Annotated in this window: 16 protein-coding genes; 11 read left to right on the forward strand and 5 right to left on the reverse strand. The window is 61.2% G+C overall.

The window, feature by feature from the left end:
• The first annotated feature begins 19 nt into the window (after window positions 1–19).
• Entirely contained in the window at window positions 20–895 is an 876-nt protein-coding gene (locus tag M5B44_RS08485; RefSeq protein WP_248738815.1) for a LysR family transcriptional regulator, read from the forward strand.
• A 249-nt stretch (window positions 896–1,144) separates the two neighbouring features.
• Window positions 1,145–1,831, forward strand: coding sequence for a hypothetical protein (locus M5B44_RS08490; protein ID WP_248738816.1), 687 nt, complete (start codon window positions 1,145–1,147; stop codon window positions 1,829–1,831).
• Window positions 1,832–1,884: 53 nt separating this feature from the next.
• Here the strand turns inward: M5B44_RS08490 and M5B44_RS08495 are convergent, their stop codons facing one another.
• Complete coding sequence (locus M5B44_RS08495; RefSeq protein WP_085712045.1) at window positions 1,885–2,607, reverse strand: pirin family protein; 723 nt, start codon at window positions 2,605–2,607, stop codon at window positions 1,885–1,887.
• Window positions 2,608–2,820: 213 nt separating this feature from the next.
• Between M5B44_RS08495 and M5B44_RS08500 the strand changes: the two genes are divergently transcribed.
• Together M5B44_RS08500 and M5B44_RS08505 are read left to right on the forward strand one after the other, a co-directional pair.
• Window positions 2,821–3,771, forward strand: a complete 951-nt coding sequence (locus M5B44_RS08500) for a GlxA family transcriptional regulator (protein WP_248738817.1) — start codon at window positions 2,821–2,823, stop codon at window positions 3,769–3,771.
• Between the two features lie 90 nt (window positions 3,772–3,861).
• A complete protein-coding gene (locus M5B44_RS08505) occupies window positions 3,862–5,334 on the forward strand; it encodes an ATP-binding protein (protein WP_248738818.1) in 1,473 nt (490 codons plus the stop codon).
• Here M5B44_RS08505 and M5B44_RS08510 read toward each other — a convergent pair.
• Window positions 5,296–8,082 (reverse strand): ATP-binding protein, encoded by a 2,787-nt coding sequence (locus tag M5B44_RS08510; protein ID WP_248738819.1) that lies wholly within the window; start codon window positions 8,080–8,082, stop codon window positions 5,296–5,298. The two genes, M5B44_RS08505 and M5B44_RS08510, sit on opposite strands and share 39 nt — an antisense overlap.
• A 333-nt stretch (window positions 8,083–8,415) precedes the next feature.
• Here M5B44_RS08510 and M5B44_RS08515 point away from each other — a divergent pair, with 333 nt between their 5' ends.
• Window positions 8,416–8,985, forward strand: a complete 570-nt coding sequence (locus M5B44_RS08515; RefSeq protein WP_248738820.1) for a flavodoxin family protein — start codon at window positions 8,416–8,418, stop codon at window positions 8,983–8,985.
• A gap of 7 nt (window positions 8,986–8,992) precedes the next feature.
• Here M5B44_RS08515 and M5B44_RS08520 read toward each other — a convergent pair whose 3' ends face one another.
• Window positions 8,993–9,394, reverse strand: coding sequence for a helix-turn-helix domain-containing protein (locus M5B44_RS08520; protein WP_085712050.1), 402 nt, complete (start codon window positions 9,392–9,394; stop codon window positions 8,993–8,995).
• Between the two features lie 210 nt (window positions 9,395–9,604).
• Here M5B44_RS08520 and M5B44_RS08525 point away from each other — a divergent pair, with 210 nt between their 5' ends.
• The 6 genes from M5B44_RS08525 (at window position 9,605) to ycaC (ending at window position 16,150) form a co-directional block, all read left to right on the forward strand.
• Window positions 9,605–10,528, forward strand: a complete 924-nt coding sequence (locus M5B44_RS08525) for a LysR family transcriptional regulator (RefSeq protein ID WP_248738821.1) — start codon at window positions 9,605–9,607, stop codon at window positions 10,526–10,528.
• A 125-nt stretch (window positions 10,529–10,653) separates the two neighbouring features.
• Window positions 10,654–12,402, forward strand: coding sequence for a hypothetical protein (locus M5B44_RS08530; protein WP_248738822.1), 1,749 nt, complete (start codon window positions 10,654–10,656; stop codon window positions 12,400–12,402).
• 135 nt (window positions 12,403–12,537) lie between these two features.
• A complete protein-coding gene (locus tag M5B44_RS08535; protein ID WP_248738823.1) occupies window positions 12,538–12,954 on the forward strand; it encodes a DoxX family protein in 417 nt (138 codons plus the stop codon).
• Entirely contained in the window at window positions 12,947–13,573 is a 627-nt protein-coding gene (locus tag M5B44_RS08540; RefSeq protein ID WP_248738824.1) for an antibiotic biosynthesis monooxygenase, read from the forward strand. The genes M5B44_RS08535 and M5B44_RS08540 overlap by 8 nt, the downstream gene beginning before the upstream one ends.
• Before the next feature lie 45 nt (window positions 13,574–13,618).
• Window positions 13,619–15,457: an amidohydrolase gene (locus tag M5B44_RS08545; protein ID WP_085747770.1), complete on the forward strand. Its 1,839-nt coding sequence runs from the start codon at window positions 13,619–13,621 to the stop codon at window positions 15,455–15,457.
• 66 nt (window positions 15,458–15,523) lie between these two features.
• A complete protein-coding gene (ycaC, locus tag M5B44_RS08550) occupies window positions 15,524–16,150 on the forward strand; it encodes an isochorismate family cysteine hydrolase YcaC (protein WP_095942850.1) in 627 nt (208 codons plus the stop codon).
• A 58-nt stretch (window positions 16,151–16,208) separates the two neighbouring features.
• Here ycaC and M5B44_RS08555 read toward each other — a convergent pair whose 3' ends face one another.
• Window positions 16,209–17,636 (reverse strand): mechanosensitive ion channel family protein, encoded by a 1,428-nt coding sequence (locus tag M5B44_RS08555; protein ID WP_248738825.1) that lies wholly within the window; start codon window positions 17,634–17,636, stop codon window positions 16,209–16,211.
• Window positions 17,637–17,699: 63 nt separating this feature from the next.
• The gene (locus M5B44_RS08560) at window positions 17,700–18,716 is read right to left on the reverse strand and encodes an alpha/beta hydrolase (protein ID WP_248738826.1); all 1,017 of its coding nucleotides are present in this window, start codon (window positions 18,714–18,716) and stop codon (window positions 17,700–17,702) included.
• Window positions 18,717–18,829: the final 113 nt, after the last annotated feature.

An 18,829-nucleotide genomic window follows, 5' to 3' on the forward strand; every position in this document is an offset into this window, starting at 1 on the left:
TGCATCGTGAGAGGACAGCATGAACTGGGATGATGCACGGGTGTTTCTGGCGGTCTGCCGCGAGTCGACGTTGCGCGGTGCTGCGCGAGTATTGAGGGTAGACCAGGCCACGGTCGGGCGGCGTATTGCGGCGCTGGAAAAGTCGCTGAATGCCACGTTGTTCCTGCGGACTTCCGAGGGATATGCACTGACTGCAATGGGCGAAGCCGCCCTCAAGGCGGTCGAGAAAATGGAGCATTCAGCGCTGGAGCTGGAGCGACAGATCCAGGGGCTGGACGATCGCCTTACCGGAAACGTGCGGGTCAGCACCACAGATTCGCTGGCCATCGACTTCCTGATCCCGGCCATCGCGCGCTTGCATGGGCAACACCCTGACGTGCGTGTGCAATTGGGCGCCTCCACGCAGATGCTTAACCTGGCCAAGCGCGAAGCTGACATTGCCGTACGCAACGCCCGACCGGAAAACCCTGACCTGATCGCCCGGCGCCTGGCGCGCTGGCCTGTGGGGTTGTTCGCCTCGCAGGCCTATGTGGATGTTCATGGCGTGCCAACGCCAGGCACCGCGTTCGAGGGCCACGATCTGGTGGTCTACCAACCGTACCTGCAAGGCAACAAGGAGATCACCCTGGCAGGCGAGCCTGTGAGTTGCGGGCGTATTGTCGCAAGCCTGAATTCCAGCCTGTTGATACGACGCTCGATTGCGGCCGGTCTGGGTGTAGGAGAAATCCCGATATACATGGGAGAACGCGATGGCCTGGTCAGGCTCTGGCCGGACCGCACGCGACTGCTTCCCTATGAGGTGTGGCTGGTGACCCATGCGGATTTGCGCCATACGGCGCGGGTGAGGGCGGTGATCGAGCAGATTGTCGAGGCGTTTGCGCTGGAAAATGAATAGCTCATTCGGGCCGTGTAGGACGGCTACGTAACCCGGCGACATTGCCTACATCCGCGCCAGAATCCGCTGTCTTGTCAGTTTTTTGCCCGAGTTCTATCGTTTCTCAAGCCTTGGGCGAGCAGGCAAAGCACTCCAAGGTCATCAATCAGGGAAGTATTGATAAACGTCAGAGGTGCGGAGTTGATTGCAAGGGAATTCAGCCAATTTCAAACAGGTGACACGGCCGGCCATACGGACAGTGCGGAGTCTATGAACTACATAACGCGAGACGAATTCAGCGCCAGAATCGAGATCATCGAGACCAGAATCGATGCACGGATCGAATCGATGTCCGCGAAAATCGATGGGTTTCTCATCGAGCAGGCCGAGCGAGACAGGGCACGGCTTGAGCAGGAGTGCATCCAGGAAAATGTGCGGCTGGAGCGAGAAAAGGCTCGGCAAGAGGATTGGCGGAAGGAAGAGAAGGTTCGGCAAGACGATTGGCTGAAGCGAGACAAGGCTCAGGAAAAAGTGCGTCTGGCCAGGGAGCGGCATCTGGAGGAGATTCGGCAGGAGAGGGAAAAAGCTCGACTGGAAAGAGAAGAAGAATCCAGAAAGGCCTGGCAGGAGCGCGAGAAGTCACAGGAGAAACTCCGTCTGGAGCAGGAAAAGGCTCACCTTGAGCGTGATGCGCGTTATGCGTCCATGGCGGCTCGCTCGGATCGGGCTATGGAGCGGTTAGACGAGTCAATGAGAATGGTCTCGACAATCAAGGCGAACTACTGGGCGGCGACTACCGTTCATTTTCTGGGGATGGTTGCCATCCTTGTAGGCTCCTACTACGCGAATCAGTCAAATGTGCTTGTGACGATGCAGACCACCCTGGCAATGGTCCAGTCGGTGAAGGAGGCTGGAAATCCCGTACCGGCAGTTTCGACGAACTTGTCCGCAGAATGAAAAACGGCCTTCAACGAAGGCCGTTTTTTTTGCTCGATGAAACCCGGACTGCCTCACGGCATTTCCGGCAACTCCTGTGGCCGCAGATCAAACACCAGCACTTCGGCATCCTGGCCGTTGCTCAGGGTCAGCGCCTGTTCTTCGCGAACCCGGACACCGTCGCCTTCCTTCAACTGCACGCCGTTCAGTTCGACGCTGCCGCGAGCAACATGCACATAGGCGTAGCGGTTTGCCGGAAGCTCGAGCGTGGCGCTTTCCTGGCCATCGAACAGTCCGGCATATACGCGTGCATCCTGGCGTACCTTGAGCGAGCCGTGGCTGCCTTCGGGCGAGATGATCAATTGCAGGCGACCGCGTTTTTTCTGTTCGCTGAAGTGCTCCTGTTGATAACGCGGTTTTGCGCCGCTCACGTCCGGTACGATCCAGATCTGCAGGAAGTGCACAGGCTTGGTTGCCGAGTGGTTGAACTCGCTGTGGGCCACGCCACTGCCGGCGCTCATCAGTTGGACGTCTCCGGGGCGGATGACCGAACCGGTGCCAAGGGTGTCCTTGTGTTCCAGCGCGCCTTCGAGCACATAGGAGAAAATCTCCATGTCGCGGTGCGGGTGCTGGCCGAAGCCTTTGCCGGCTGCGACACGGTCATCGTTGATCACCAGCAGGTCGGAGAAACCCTGCTCACGCGGGTCGCGATAACTGGCGAAAGAAAAGGTGTGGAACGACTTCAACCAGCCATGATTGGCCAGACCACGGTCGGAAGCTTTGCGAAGGGTCAGCATGATGAAATCTCCTTTCAGGACGTTGATTCGTCCGAGTGAGGAGAAGGTTACTGGTTACTCTGATGTGCAATAAGTAGGTGAAAATTGAAATACTGTCCCCTCAGAGTTGACAGTAATGTGCGTCAGTTCACGCATTCTTTTTCTACGTTTGCGTTGTACTTGGCCATAATGCGGCAACTTATAACCTTTCATTGATTCCAGTGATGTCTGCTCATGAAAACCGTGGCAATGGTGTTGTTTCCCGAGTTTCTACTGCTCGATATGGCCGGACCGCTGGAAGTGTTTTCGGTTGCCAACCGGTATCTGAAGCCGGACGACCACTATCAACTGACGCTCCTGGGGACTGAACGCGGGCCGCTGCGTGCTTCCAACGGCGTGCTGGTGCATACCGACCGGCATATCGACGAAGCCGGCGATCGCTATGACCTGCTGCTGGTGCCGGGCGGCCCCGGGGCCTACAACGAAAAATGTCCGCCGCTGCTGGCCTGGCTGCAAGGCGCGGTGGAGCGTGCCGAGCGCTACGGCTCGATTTGCACGGGGGCTTTTGTACTGGGTTACGCTGGATTGCTCGACGGTTATCGCGTGACCACCCACTGGAATTACACCGAACGCTTGATCAAGGGTTTTCCGAAGGCGGATGTCGCCACCGACCAGATTTTTGTCGAGGATCGCAACCTGATCACCTCTGGTGGCGTCACCGCCGGTATCGATCTGGCGTTGGCGGTTGTAGCCCGCGATCATGGCAAGAAGCTCGCTCAGGACGTGGCCAAAGTGCTGCTGGTGGTGATGAAGCGTCAGGGCGGGCAGGCGCAATTCAGTCCGTTGATGGCGGCGGTTTCGCCCCAGGAAACGCCCATTACCCGGGTACAGAATCACGTTCTGGAACACCTTGAAGAAAGCTTCACCATCGAACGCATGGCAAGCCTTGCGAACATGAGCGCTCGCCATTTCGCCCGGGTGTTCGCCCGCGAGGTCAACATGACGCCCATGGAATTCCTGCAGAGTGCACGCATCGATTGCGCGCGCAATCTGCTGGAAACCAGCGATCTGCCGTTGAAGACCGTCGCCTACAAAAGCGGTTTCGGCAGCGTGCGGCATATGCGTTTTCTGTTCGGCGAAAAGCTCGGGCTGACCCCGGCCCAGTACCGCGAACAGTTCAGCTAGAGCGGTTTTGTCCGTTACGGGCATCCGGATGTCCGTGCCGGGCCCCGTGTGGTGGTTGTACCGTCATCGCGGCCTGCCAAGATAACGGACATGAACAGCCTCGACGAATTGAGTTCGGCGTCGGTCCTGCGTTTCGGGCCGTACGCGTTCCACTTGCGCCAACGGCTGATCCTCGAAGGGGATCGGCAACTGCGCATGGGTGGTCGTGCGCTGGACATTCTGCAAGTGCTGGTCGAGCGGGCCGGGCGGGTGGTCAGCAAAGAGCAATTGATCGCGCTGGTGTGGCCGAACTCGGTGGTCGAAGAGATCAATCTGCGGGTGCACATCGCGGCGTTGCGCCGGGCCCTCGGCGATGGCGAGAGCGGGCAGCGCTACATCGTCAACGTGCCGCAATGCGGGTATAGCTTCATTGCGCCGGTGCAGGGTGACAGCGTCGCGCAAGTGGTGTTCGAAAGCCTGCAAGTGCCACAGCATAATCTGCCCGCACGGCTGACCCCTGTTACGGGTCGTGATTCGCTGGTCGGCGGTCTGGTGCGGCAACTGCCGCTGTCCCGACTGATAACGGTGACGGGGCCTGCCGGCGTCGGCAAAAGCACCGTGGCACTGCGCGCAGCGGAACTGCTGTTGCAACATTTTCGTGATGGCGTGTGGCAGGTGGATCTGTCGCTGATCGACGAAGACGTCCCGCTTCTCGATCACCTGCTGAAAACCCTCGACATCGATTTCGCCACACTGGCAGCGCGCCACGCCTTGCTGGTGCTGGACAACTGCGAGCACCTGCACGAAGCCTGCCGGAGCCTGCTGCAAACTCTGCTCGACGCTGCGCCCCGACTTTCGATCCTGGCCACCAGCCGCGAGCCGTTGCGTCTCGGTCTGGAAGTCCTGCAGCCACTGCCGCCCCTCACCACTCCTAAAACCTCGGCGCTCAACAGCGTCGACGAGGTCATGGGTTACTCGGCGGTGCAGCTGTTTGTCAGTCGTGCCCGTGCGCGTCAGCACGGTTTCCATTTGCGTGAGCAGGATCTGGAAAACGTGCGCGATATCTGTCGACGGCTCGACGGCCTGCCGCTGGCGATCGAACTGGCAGCGGCGCAGATCGACGCACTGGCATTGGTCGGCATGCAGGCGCAACTGGACCACGGTCTGCAAGTCTTGAGTCACGGCCGCCGGACCGCCGTGCCACGCCATCAGTCGATGTGTGCCGCGCTGGACTGGAGCTATCAGCGCTTGAGCGAGCACGAACAGCGTGTGCTGCAACGCTTGTCGGTATTCAAAATGGCGTTCACCCTGGATGCCGCCATCGGCGTGATCAGTTGCGCGCAACTGCCACCTTCGATGCTGGTGGCAGCGGTTGAACAGTTGGCGGCCAAATCGTTGCTGACAACGGATCGATCCAGCGGAACACTGCGCTATCGAATGCTCAACACCACGCGCCGCTATGCCCGCGAACGGCTGGAACAGGGCGGCGAACTGAATGATGTCGAGCGTCGGCACGCGCGCTACCTGGGCCGCACCCGGCCAGCCTCAAGCGGCAGACTGACCGCGCAATTCGTCGAGCAGTAAACGCACCTTGCGCAAGTCCGGGGTGGCGTAGCCTTCGGTGAAGCGCTGGTAGATCGGAGTGAGCAATTCAAGCGCTTCACGATAGCGCGACTGGCGTTGCCACAACCGGGCCAGCGACGTCGCACTGCGCAGTTCCCAGGCCAGGGCGCCTTGCGTCCGCGCAATCGCAAGGGACTGCTGCAAGGCGCTTTCGGCCGAATGATGACAGGGCGATTCAGCGGCCAGCAATCGCTCGGCCCGGGCCCGCAAAATCTCCGCTGTGCTCCAGCCGGCCGCGCCGCTCTGTGCCCGTTCCAGCAAGGCATCATCAATGAAACCCGGATCCAGCGTGACCATGATTTCCCTGACCAGACCGCTATCGGCAGGCGGAATTGCAGGGGCCTTTTCGGCGTCGATCACCTGCGCATAGTGCCGCGCCCACGTGTAGAACAACAGCACCGAATGCTTCTGTGCCTGTTCCAGCAACAGTTGCAGCAGTGCGCGGGCGTTCTGCACGTCGCCGTTGTAATGGGCGATCAGGCACGAGGCAAGGGCCAGGGTGTAGCAGATCGAGGTGCCATGGTTGATCTGCACCGCGATATCCAGTGCCTGCCGAGCCGTACGCCAGGCCTGCTCGGGAAAACCTTGCAGCCATAACACCCGGGCGAGGACGGTCAACGAGGCGACGCTCTGATCGTATTGCACGCCGAAGCCGTGGGTGAAGCGGTTGAGGTGGCCGCTGTGGGCCATGCGCTGGATCACCTGTTCGGCGTGGATCCGCGCCTGATGCTGATCGCCGGCGTAATGCAACGCCAGCACCCGCAAACGATGGGTACTCAAGGACAACTGCGCATCGCCATGCAGGCCAAGGCTTTCGAATTGTTCGCTTTGCTCCAGCGCCATCCGGTAATGGCCGCAACTGAGGTTGACCGCCATGTGTCCCGACACGGCGCGCAATTGCCCGGCCATATCGTCGTACTGTTGCGCCAGCCGTCGGGCGCTTACGAAGGCTTCGATGGTTTCCGGCGTGCCGCCCCAGGTGTGATAGCAGGCGCTGCCGAGGGCCAGTTTCAAGGCGATTTCCAGCCGCGGGCAAGATTCTACGGAGGACTCCAGCAACGCGAGTGCCCGGCGCACATGAACGCCGTACTCCTTGAGCAGGGATAACTCCTGCCACAACGGCGCCGACGTCGCCGTCAGCCGCACGCCAAGATGACGCGAACCTTCATCGTTCAGTGTCCACTCCAGCGCCGCTCGGAGGTCTTCGAGACCTCGGGCATAGCGCTCGATCCAGACGGCGGTCGGCGTGTTCTCCCAATCGGCCTGGGCCTGATGCATCAGCGCCAGGCAGCGTTCGGCATGACGTTCGCGGGTTTCGCCGAGCTCGGTGGCCTGTTCGAGTTTTTCCAGGGCATAGCGGCGAGTGGTATCGAGCAGGCGATAGAACACCTCCTCATCGCCGACCTCGACGTTAAGCAGCGACTTGGCGACCAGTTGCGTGATCGAGGCGAACACTTCGCCCGGCTCGATATGCTGACCCACGATGACCGCCGCCGCAGACTCCAGCGTGAAAGCACCACGAAACACACCCAGTCGGCGCAGGCCGGTCTGTTCGCAGCCGTTGAGCAGGTTGAAGCTCCAGTCCAGCGTAGCCCGCAGGGTTTCATGCCGACCGAGATGAGTCTGATTGCCGGTCGGCAAGCGCCCCTGAAGCTGACTCAGCAAACCGTCCAGCCCAAGGCTCGCCACCTGCGCGGCCGCCAGTTCCAGCGCCAGCGGGATGCCATCCAGCCGCCGACAGATTTCGATGATCAAGGGCAGGTCGGCATTGTCCGGCTCGAAGTGTTCGTGGGCGGCCATCGCTCGTTCGACGAACAGTTGCAGCGCGGAAAACCCCATCGCCTGATCACGGTCGAGCACCGCAATCGGCGGCGGGCAGTCGAGGGATTCCAGACGTTGTACGTACTCGCCCTCGGCACGCAGGCTTTCGCGGCTGGTGGCCAGGATGTGCACCTGCGGTGCGCCGCGCAGAATGCTTTCGCCGAGCAGCGCCACGGCGTCGATCAAGTGCTCGCAGTTATCGATCACCAACAGCAATTGCCGCTCGCGCAGGCTGTTGATCAGACAGGCCATTGGTTCATTGTCATGCAGCGAAAGGTCCAGCAGGGCGGCGAGGTGCGAGCAGATCGAGCCCGGATCGTTGAGCGGCGCCAGATCCAGCAGACGGATGCCGTCGCGATAGCGGCCGATCAACTGTTCGGCGACACGCAGGGCCACGGTGGTCTTGCCGATGCCGCCGGGGCCGACCAAGGTGATGCAGCGCTGGCGCGGCAGTTGCGTCATCAGGCTGTTGACCACCGACTGGCGCCCGATCATCCGCGTGCGGCGCAGCGGCAGGTTATGCCGGCCGAAGTTATCGGCAGCGGGGCGTTGTTCGATGGATTGCAGCAGGACCGGCGCGACGAAACTGTATCCGCGTTGCGCCACGGTGATGATGTAGCGCTGCCCGGCCTGACCGTCGCCGAGAGCCTTGCGCAGTGCCGCCATGTGCACCCGCAGATTGATGTCTTCCACCACGCTGTCCGGCCAGACTCCGGCGATCAATTGCTGCTTGCTCACGACCTCGCCGGCGTTGGCCAGCAGGATCAGCAGAATGTCCATGGCGCGCCGGCCCAGGCGCAAAGGCTGGTCGCCTTCAAGCACCAGCCGCTGGCCGGGGTGGATCCGATAGGGGCCGAAACCGATGGCCTGATTCGGGGAAAGACTCAACCGCTCACTCCTTGGATCTTTTTTATGATCCTGGTCCGTCGGGGTGAAGAATCCGTGACGGGCAGGGCGGTCAACAACTTGAGGGGCACGCAAGCCGTCTGATCCGCAGTATCCGGGCATATTCCTCATGATCGGTCGTCGACGCAACGTGTACAAAGGGCAATCGCTTGCACACGGGGCGTCGCCTGCTGCAATAACCACTGTATTCAAAGGCCGAAACCTGTGTCCGCTCGCCCGACAGCCGGGAAAAATTAACAACGATTAACTCGTCCGCGCCCGTTCCAGAGCCAAAACTCCAAGGCAATGGAATGCATACGTCCGGAGGACGCTGCGATGAGCAAGGTGGTGGTGGTCTATCACAGTGGCTACGGGCACACCCGCGTCATGGCCCAGGCTGTGGCCCAGGGTGTGGAACGCCACGTGGGCAGCACCTGCCTGTTGCTGGCCGTGGAAGACGTGGAAACCCACTGGGATGACCTGCACCGCGCCGACGCCATCATCTTCGGTGCGCCAACCTACATGGGCAGCGCTTCGGCGGCGTTCAAGCAGTTCATGGAATCCACGGCCTCGTTCTACCTCGCCCGACCGTGGCGCGACAAACTCGCGGCGGGCTTCACCAATTCCGGCAGCCTGTGCGGCGACAAGCTCAATACCTTGCTGCAAATGGCGGTGTTCGCCGCCCAGCATTCGATGATCTGGGTCGGGCTCGATCTGTTGCCGGCGCGTGCACGCGAAGGTGTTTTTGACGGTCAGTTGAATCGCCTCGGCAGCTCCCTTGGCGCCATGTCCCAATCCTCGGTCGAGCAACCGCCCGAACAGGCACCTCCGCTGGAAGACCAGTTGACCGCCGCGCACCTGGGGGAGCGGGTGGCACGACTGGCTCAGCGGATGGCGCGGGAATGAAACCGCCTCAGCGGTTTTTCATGACCTGACACCGCCACGCAAACGGATTGATCCCTTCGCTGCGGGTGAAGATGTGGCAGAAGTGCGCCTGATCGCAGAAGCCGCATTCCAGGCTGATCTGCGTCAGGCTGTGGTTGGTGTGCTGGATCAACAGCTTGGCCCGTGCGATCCGCTGGGTGCGGATCCAGTCTTGTGGCGAGAGCCCGGTGCTGCACTTGAACGCCCGGGAAAAGTGACTGCGAGAGAGTGAGCAGGCGCTCGCCAGTTCGGTCACTTCAAGGCTGTCGCCGAGGCGTTCGAGGATGAGTTGTTTCACCAGCCGCTCGCGCTGCGGGCTGAGGCCGCCGGTGCTGGTTTTGCGGGGTTCGCTGGCAGGGGCGAGGGCGACGGTTTGCTGTGAGTGAGCCATGGCCAATGTCCGTGTCGAGGGGGGAAGGCACGGTCAGCGCTTTCCCTCAGGTCAATAAAACAACGCTGCGCAGAGGGATTCATTGTTTGGCGAGGGGCGAAGGCTGACGAGTTAAACGTTGTTAATTCCGCCGCCAAAGCTGATTTCGAATGGCCGCCGATCAAGTAAAGTGCGTAGCACTTGCGCCTGGCCCAAAAGGAAAACACGCCCATGAACCGAAACGATCTGCGCCGCGTCGACATGAACCTGCTGGTGATTTTCGAAGCGCTGATGTTCGAAAAGAATCTGACCCGCGTCGCCGAAAAACTGTTCATGGGCCAACCGGCGGTGAGCGCCGCACTGGGCCGTTTGCGCGATCTGTTCGACGATCCATTGCTGCTGCGCAACGGTCGCGGCATGGAGCCGACGGCGCGGGCGCTGGCGATTCTTCAGGAGCTGCAACCGGCGATGGACGTGATTTCCGGTGCGGTCAGCCGGGCCAAGGAATTCGACCCGGCCACCAGTTGCGACGTGTTCCGCATCGGCCTGTCGGATGACGCCGAGTTCGGACTGTTTCCACCGCTGTTGCGCCAGTTGCAGGAAGAGGCACCGGGGATCGTGGTCGTGGTGCGCCGCGCCAACTATCTGTTGATGCCGACATTGCTGGCATCCGGGGAAATCTCCGTCGGTGTGAGCTACACCACCGATCTGCCGGCCAACGCCAAACGCAAGAAGCTGCGCGATATTCCCTGCAAGGTTCTGCGCGGCGATGACCGCCCGGGTCCGCTGACCCTTGACGAATATTGCGAGCGCCCCCACGCGATGGTGTCGTTTTCAGGTGACCTGAGCGGCAACATCGATGTGGACCTGGCCAAGGTCGGCCGCAGCCGCCGGGTGGTGCTCGGGGTGCCGCAGTTCAGCGGTTTGCGCGCCTTGCTCGCGGGCACCGAGATGATCGCCACCGTGCCGGATTACGCGGCGTGTGCGTTGGTTGAAGGCTGTGCGTTGCGGGCCGAAGATCCGCCGTTTCCGATCGATGCGGCGCAACTGTCGATGGCGTGGAGCGGGGTGCATGACAACGATCCGGCGGAGAAGTGGCTGCGGTCGCGGATCAGTCAGTTCATGTCGGTGTCGCTGGATATTCCGGCGGTGTAAGTGCGCCGTTTGTCCGGAATATCGCGCCACCTGTAAGTTCTGACAGTAGCGCTGGCCCGTGTGTGGGTGTGTGATTGATCCAATGCCTTTCGAGGGCCATGTCACACGCGCACCGGGACAGAACGATGACCGCCAACAGCCCTAACGCAAATGCCGCCGCTCCACCGCCTCCGACCATTCAGGAAAACCCGAGCACATTCCTGCTCGACCCGCAGAATGTGCGTAACACACTGACGGTCGAGGTGACGGACCCGTCGCTGCAATCCGGCGACAGTGTGAGTGTGACGTTTAGCGGCGACCCGGCCACAGGGAGTAATGGCTCGCATACCACCCCTGCAATCAGCGTCGGCACCGTTCGGCCATTGCTGATTCGACTGCCGTTCACGCTGACAACCTTCAATCTGGGCAGGACGGTGACCGTGACCTACACGATCACCAAAGGCAGCACTACTCCGGTGACCTCCGATCCACTGGTGCTGTATGTCTTGACGCTGGCGCAACGAGATCTGCCCAGGGCTTTGATCACCGAGGCCGATCAGTTTGGCGAGGGTCGGTTTCTGAATCTTGATGGTTTGGGCAGCTTCACACTGCGGATCAACGCGTGGACGCTAGGTACCAGGGGGCAATTTCTCTGGTCGCGTCTACTTGGCGTCAATGCCGACAACAGCGTTTTTGACCGGCCATACTGGAGCCCACCGGGAAATGTGATTGCGGATGAGTTCAATCGTTTCGGCTACTACGAGACGGTTCATCCCGCCACGGACCTGCGGAGTCTCAAGCACGGCAGCGTATTGAGCCTGATATTGATGGTCGGGTTGCAAGGCAGTCAGGATCCCGCGCTTGCCCAACCCTTTGCCCACCGAAACTACATCGTCCTGACGGACCCCACGAGCGCGCCAAGGATCGAGCGGAGCGTTGATCCGGACGGTCGGGACGTCGACGATCAAGGTGAAACGCTATCCACCCGCATCACCTTGTCCGGCGCAGCTACAGAGCCAGTGATTGTTTTTGATGGGGAAACTCGGCTTGGAACGGCTCCGGTGATTGCAGGGGCGTGGGAACGCTCGGTCGGAGGATTGACCACGGGTCTTCACGTCTTCACAGGTCGGTACGCCGCTGGAGGGGTCTCCAGACCCTGGACGATCAACGTTCTGGAAAACCGCGAAGTACGGATCAAGGAATCAACCGGCAACATCCAATTGAATCCGCCTGCAGCGACTGCGGTGCTGACATTTGTCCTCGATTATCCGAGCCAGCCTGCCGATCAGGTCAGCGTAAGCTGGACCGCGGCGCCGGGTACGCCAGCGGCGGGGTCGTATACTTCGCTGCCGGTTGCCGTGGGGGCCACGCCCAGAGAACTATCGGCGCCTGTCTCTCTGGTAGCCTTCAGCATCGGTAAAACCGTTGAAGCCACCGCCTCCTACGTACGCGGCGGTGCACCGGCGGTGCAATTGCAACCCTTGGCGCTATCCGTGCTGCCGATCCCTAAGAACTTGCTCATATCCCCCGTGATCGACGAGGCCAAAGGCACTCTCGAACTGGACAAGAAGGACCTCGTGTCCGGAGCGAATCTGACTTTCGGCGGCTGGATACACATGGCGAGAGGTCAACGGCTGGAACTCACCCTGATGGGCTTCACGGCCAATGGTGCCGTGAACAATCGAAGTATCTGGACACCTGATCGCAATTCGGTTCATCAGGCCTGGGTCACGAATCTGGGCTACACCTTCAGACTCCCGGCCGACTATCTGCTGTCGCTCGGGGTCGGGACATTGTTGAGCATCATGTTCTCAGTGAGAACAGACCAAGTGGCGAACTCGACGGCAGTCACGGTTTTCGAGCCGCGTCGGTACACCATCGTAGACACGCGTTGACCGGAGGAGGGAATGAGGTCTTCGGTGTGGGAACGATCACCGAAAGCGTTTTTGGACCAAGAGAGCACACCCATCCAATTTCCCCCCGATCAATCGTTGCACCATCGCCTGCAATGATTGATCAAGGATGGGCCCATGAACGCTGCACAACGCGATGACCAGGCGCAAAACCTCGGCCTGCTGTTCCTGCGGGTCACCGGCGGGTTGTTTCTGCTGTTTGTCCACGGCTTGCCCAAGCTGCTGGATTTCACTGCACAGCTGCAACTGATCGAAGACCCGTTCCACCTCGGTGCCCACCTCACGCTGATTCTGGCGATCTTCGCCGAAGTCCTCTGTCCGCTGCTGATCGTCGCCGGGTTACTGGTGAGATTGGCGTGCTTGCCTATTCTGTTTGTGCTGCTGGTGGCGCTGCTCGTCGTGCATCCGCAATGGAGTGTGGCCGAAGGGCAGTTCGGCTGGTTGCTGTTGATCCTCTTCACCACTGTTCTGATCGCCGGGCCCGGACGGCTGGCGCTCAATGCCCGTTTGCCCGGAGTGCTTCGTTATGCCTGATACCCAGTCCCTGAGAAAACCGGGAACCGAAGAAACCGTGACACTGATCGTCAAGCACCGGGTCAAGGCCGGTTTCGAGCAGCCTTACGAAGCCTGGCTGCGCAATATCGTCAGTGTGGCGGGGCGCGAAGAAGGGCACCTGGGCGTGGACGTGATGCGCAGCAAACAGGGTGGCCTCGCACTGTTCACCTGCGTGCTGCGTTATTGCTCGACCGAAGCGATGCAACGCTGGCTGGATTCTCCGCAGCGTCAGGCGCTGATCGATGAAGCTGTACCGATGCTTGCCGACGGCGACCAGACCGAGGTCAATGCGGCCAACGAGTTCTGGTTCACGCCACTGGTCGACGCTGCCACGCCACCACCACGCTGGAAGCAGGCAGTGGTCTCACTTTTCGTGATCCTGCCACACACCTTGCTGGTGCCGTTGATCTGGGGACCGCTGCTCAAGCTCAACGGGTTTCTCTCCAACTATGTGGTCGCCACGTTCCTGATCACCCTGACCATCGTGGTGTCGGTGGTCTACGTCTGCATGCCGGCCGCCACCCGCTTGTTCGCGCCATGGCTGGCGGCCGGTCAGTCCCATGAACACCTGGAATCCAACGCCAATCCGCCGCGCTGAAGTGGCGGGTACTGGCTTCGTTTCACTTATCTCGAAGGAACTGCGATGAACGCCGATCTGATTCTGTTCAATGGCCAATTTCATACGGTAGACCGCGAAAAACCCCTCGCCAGCGCCGTGGCGATCAAGGACGGACGCTTTGTCGTCGTCGGCAACGATACGCAGGCCATGGCCTTGCGCGGCGCCGGCACCCAGGTGGTCGATCTCAAGGGCCGCTGCGTGATCCCCGGCCTCAACGACTCGCACCTGCACCTGATTCGTGGCGGCTTGAACTACAACCTCGAACTGCGTTGGGAAGGCGTGCCGTCCCTGGCCGACGCGCTGCGCATGCTCAAGGATCAGGCTGACCGCACGCCAACGCCGCAATGGGTGCGCGTGGTGGGTGGCTGGAACGAATTCCAGTTCGCCGAAAAACGCATGCCGACCCTCGAAGAAATCAACCAGGCCGCGCCGGACACTCCGGTGTTCATCCTGCACCTGTATGACCGCGCCTTGCTCAACCGCGCCGCATTGCGCGTCGCCGGCTACACCCGCGACACGCCGAACCCGCCGGGTGGCGAGATCGTGCGGGATGCCAACGGCAATCCGACCGGCATGCTGGTGGCGCGGCCGAACGCAATGATTCTGTACTCGACGCTGGCCAAGGGGCCGAAGCTGCCGCTGGAATATCAGGTCAACTCGACCCGTCAGTTCATGCGCGAACTCAATCGCCTCGGCCTGACCAGCGCCATCGATGCCGGCGGTGGTTTCCAGAACTACCCGGACGATTATCAGGTGATCGAACAACTGGCCAAAGACGACCAGTTGACCGTGCGTATCGCCTACAACCTGTTCACCCAGAAGCCGAAAGAAGAGCTGACCGATTTCCAGAACTGGACCGGCAGCGTCAAGTTGCATCAGGGCGATGACTTCCTGCGCCACAACGGCGCCGGGGAAATGCTGGTGTTCTCGGCGGCGGATTTCGAAGACTTCCTCGAACCGCGCCCGGACCTGCCGCAAACCATGGAACAGGAACTGGAGCCGGTGGTGCGCCACCTGGTCGAGCAGCGCTGGCCGTTCCGTCTGCACGCCACCTATAACGAATCGATCAGCCGCATGCTGGATGTGTTCGAGAAGGTCAACCGCGACATCCCGTTCAACGGCTTGCCGTGGTTCTTCGACCACGCCGAAACCATCACCCCGCAGAACATCGAGCGAGTGAAAGCGCTGGGCGGCGGCATCGCGATTCAGGACCGCATGGCGTTTCAGGGCGAATACTTCGTCGATCGCTATGGCAAACAGGCTGCCGAAGCCACGCCACCGATCAAACGCATGCTCGCCGAAGGCGTGCCGGTCGGCGCGGGTACCGATGCCACGCGGGTATCGAGCTACAACCCGTGGACTTCGCTGTACTGGATGGTCAGCGGTCGCACCGTCGGGGGGCTGGCGCTGTACGAAGAGGGCTTGCCACGCACCACTGCGCTGGAACTGTTCACCCACGGCAGCGCCTGGTTCTCGTCCGAGCAGGGCAAGAAGGGCCAGATCAAGGTCGGGCAACTGGCGGATCTGGCGGCACTGAGCGCGGACTTCTTCCACGTCGAAGAAGAAGCGATCAAGTGGATCGAGTCGGTACTGACCGTGGTCGGCGGCAAGATCGTTTACTCCGCCGGCGACTTCGAAGACCTCGGCCCGCGCGCCTTGCCGGTACTGCCGGACTGGTCGCCGGTGGTCAAGGTCCCTGGCCACTGGCGCCCGAATTCGCCATTGCAGGCCCAGGTGCACCAGTGCAGCGGCCCGTGCGCGGTGCATACCCACAGCCATGAAAAAGCCCGGATGTCGAATGCGCCGGTCAGCGACTTCGCCGGTTTCTGGGGCGCATTCGGTTGTTCCTGCTTCGCTTTCTGATCCCGTAAACGGCGCCGGTCTTCGTGGCCGGCGCTTGCCGCATCACCCATCCCCGAGGAGTTTCACATGAGCAACGTTCCTTACAAACGCCTGAACAAAGACGACGCCGTGGTGCTGCTGGTCGACCACCAGACCGGTCTGATCTCGCTGGTGCAGGATTTCTCGCCGAACGAGTTCAAGAACAACGTGCTGGCCCTGGGCGACATCGCCAAGTTCTTCAAGCTGCCAACCATCCTCACCACCAGCTTCGACAGCGGCCCGAATGGCCCGATCGTGCCTGAGCTGAAAGCACAATTCCCGGACGCGCCGTTCATTGCCCGCCCTGGCCAGATCAATGCCTGGGACAACGAAGACTTCGTCAAGGCGATCAAGGCCACCGGCCGCAAGCAACTGATCATCGCCGGTGTGGTGACTGACGTGTGCGTGGCGTTCCCGACCCTGTCGGCTATCGCTGAAGGTTTTGAAGTGTTCGTGGTGACCGACGCTTCCGGCACTTTCAACACCACCGTGCAACAAGCTGCCTGGGCGCGTATGTCGGCCGCCGGTGCACACCTGCTGAACTGGTTCTCGGTGGCGTGCGAGCTGCAGGGCGACTGGCGCAATGACATGGAAGGCCTGGCGAATCTGCTGTCGGAACGCCTGCCGAACTATCGCAACCTGATCAACAGCTACACCAAGTTCACTGCCAAGTAATTGGTAGAAGAAAAATGCCCGCTGAAGAGCGGGCATTTTTTTGTCTGCCGAAAAGGGCTCAACGCTTTTGCAACCACCCCAAAAAACCACCCTTGCGAACCGGCACAGGCTTGGCCATCAACGCCAGCCGACTGTTCTGCTGCCGTACCGCCTGCAATTTGTTCAACGCCTGGCCGACTTCGCTGCGCTGTTCCATGCACTGGCGGGTCAGATTCTTGTCGAGCCGATAAATGATCGACGACGTCAGCGCCGTGAACGTCGCCTGCGAAGGTGTATCCGCAAGAATGCTCTGTTCACCCATGACTTCACTCGGTCCCATGCGCCCGGCCTCGGTGAAACCATTGCCGTCCGGCACGCTGGCGCTGACCACACCGGTGGCGATCACGAACAGGCTGTCGGGGACTTCCTCCAGACCGAGCACCACCTGCCCGGCGCTGTACTGCTGCACGACCATCGATTCGGCGAGGCGATCGCGTTCTTCATGGCTGAGCGAGCGGAAGATTTTCACTTCATCGAGCAAGGCACGGGCGCGGGTCGACGGTTCGATCACGCCGTCCGGATGGCGCGAAATACCGGCCGCTTCGAGATGGCGGTGGGCGAGGTCGAACAGTTGATTGCGCACTTCGCCTTTCTTGCCCAGTTCAGCGATGAATCCACTGGCCACGTATTCCGACATGTCTTCGCCGGCCTCTTTCAACAGCGCTTTCGGCGCAGGCGACAGCAACAGACTGCTGCTGCCTTGCAAGGTGCGGTCGAGGGCGTCGAGTACCCGGCGCGGGCGGATGTGGTTCGGCACCTTGATGCTGATCGACACGCCGTGCAGGTTGTTCGGGCGGCTGAGGTTGACGATCTTGGCCTTGGCCGCCACCGAGTTCGGCACCACGGCCAGGGTGCCGGCGCTGGTCAGCAGGTGAGTGGCGCGCCAGTCGATGTCGAGCACCTTGCCTTCGACGCCGTCGATCACCACGAAATCGTCCACCTGATACGGCTTGGTGGTGTTGAGCACGATGCCCGAGAACACGTCGGCCAAGGTGCTTTGCAGCGCCAGACCGACCACGATGGCGAATACCCCGGAGGTGGCGAGCAGGCCTTTCACCGGCAGCTCCAGCACGTAACCGGCCGCCGCGACAATGGCCGCCAGAAACACCAGCGCCCCGATCACGTCCTGCAACAACCGGCCGCTGTGGCCGATGCGACGCATCAGAATCAGACCGATCACTTCGGTCAGCGCCCGCGCGGCGTACAGCCACCAGAAAATCCCCAGCGCCGTCGCCCCCAGTTGCGCCACCTGATCATCGGCAAAGACTGGCGCCTGCAACGGGCTGACGCCGGCATTGATGATCAGCGCACTGAAGGCCAGGAACAGCACCAGCCGCACACCGACCCGTTGCGCGCGATGCTTGAACGGCACGAGATGCCAGAGCAGGGCGTCGAGCACCAGCAGCAGGGCACTCCAGGACAGCAGGTGGGCAGAAAAAAGGCTCATGGGATGAACTCCGGCGGGCACAAAAGAAAACGCCACACCCGAAGGTGTGGCGAGGGGTTGCACTCAGTTCAGATGGGTCTTCAGTTCCGCCGCAGCCTGGCGCACGGCGGCTTTCACTTCTGGAATCGCGTTGAGCGGGTTGAGCAGGCCGAAGTCGTGAATCATCCCGTTGTAGCGCACCGAGGTCACCGGTACACCGGCGGCGTCGAGGTGGCGGGCGTAGCCTTCGCCTTCGTCACGCAGCACGTCGAACTCGGCAGTCTGCACCAGCGCGGCGGGCAGGCCCTTGAGCTGTTCGGCACTGGCGTTGAGCGGCGAGGCATGGATCTGCGCACGCTCGGCCGGGTTGGTGGTGTAGTTGTCCCAGAACCACTGCATCATGCCCTTGGTCAGGAAATGGCCCTCGGCGAATTGCTGGTACGAGCCGTTATCAAACCCGGCATTGGTCACCGGCCACATCAGCAACTGGAAGCGCAGGGCCGGGGTTTTCTGTTCCTTGGCCATCAGTGCCACGACCGCCGCCATGTTGCCGCCGACGCTGTTGCCGGCCACCGCCAGGCGCTTGCCGTCCACGCCGATGTCCTTGCCGTGCTCCGCCACCCACTTCGTCGCGGCGTAAGCCTGATTGATCGCGGTCGGGTACTGCGCTTCCGGCGATGGCGTGTAATCGACGTACACCGCGACCGCGCCAGAACCCACCACCAGATCACGAATCAGGCGTTGGTGCGTCGGGAAGTCGCCCAGCACCCAGCCGCCACCGTGGAAGAACATGAACACCGGCAACTCGCCCTTGACCTTGGCCGGGCGCACCACTTTCAGGTTGATCGTCTGGCCATCGACCTTGATCGCCTTGTCGCTGACTTCAACACCGGACAGATCAACCTTCACCGAAGCCTGGGCGCCGGTCAGCACCGCACGGGCGTCTTTCGGGCTCAGTTGCTCCAGCGGTTTGCCACCGCCGGCGGCGAGGGCATCGAGGAAGGCCTGGGTGTTGTGTTCGACGCCAGTGCCTTCGGCGGCGAATGCGTTGCCGATGGACAGGGCGAGGAGGGAAGCGGCGAGGGTTTTCTTGATGTTCATGTGCAATTCCTTTTAAGTCGTTTGAGTTTTTGTATGCCTTGGGATCGGGCTGCTGTGGCGCTGGGCTTCAGGCCTCAGCAACACCGTGAGCGCAGATTAATGAGGTGCCGGAA

Origin of the sequence: Pseudomonas sp. MWU12-2029 (assembly GCF_023242425.1) — a bacterium.
Lineage (GTDB): Bacteria > Pseudomonadota > Gammaproteobacteria > Pseudomonadales > Pseudomonadaceae > Aquipseudomonas > Aquipseudomonas kribbensis.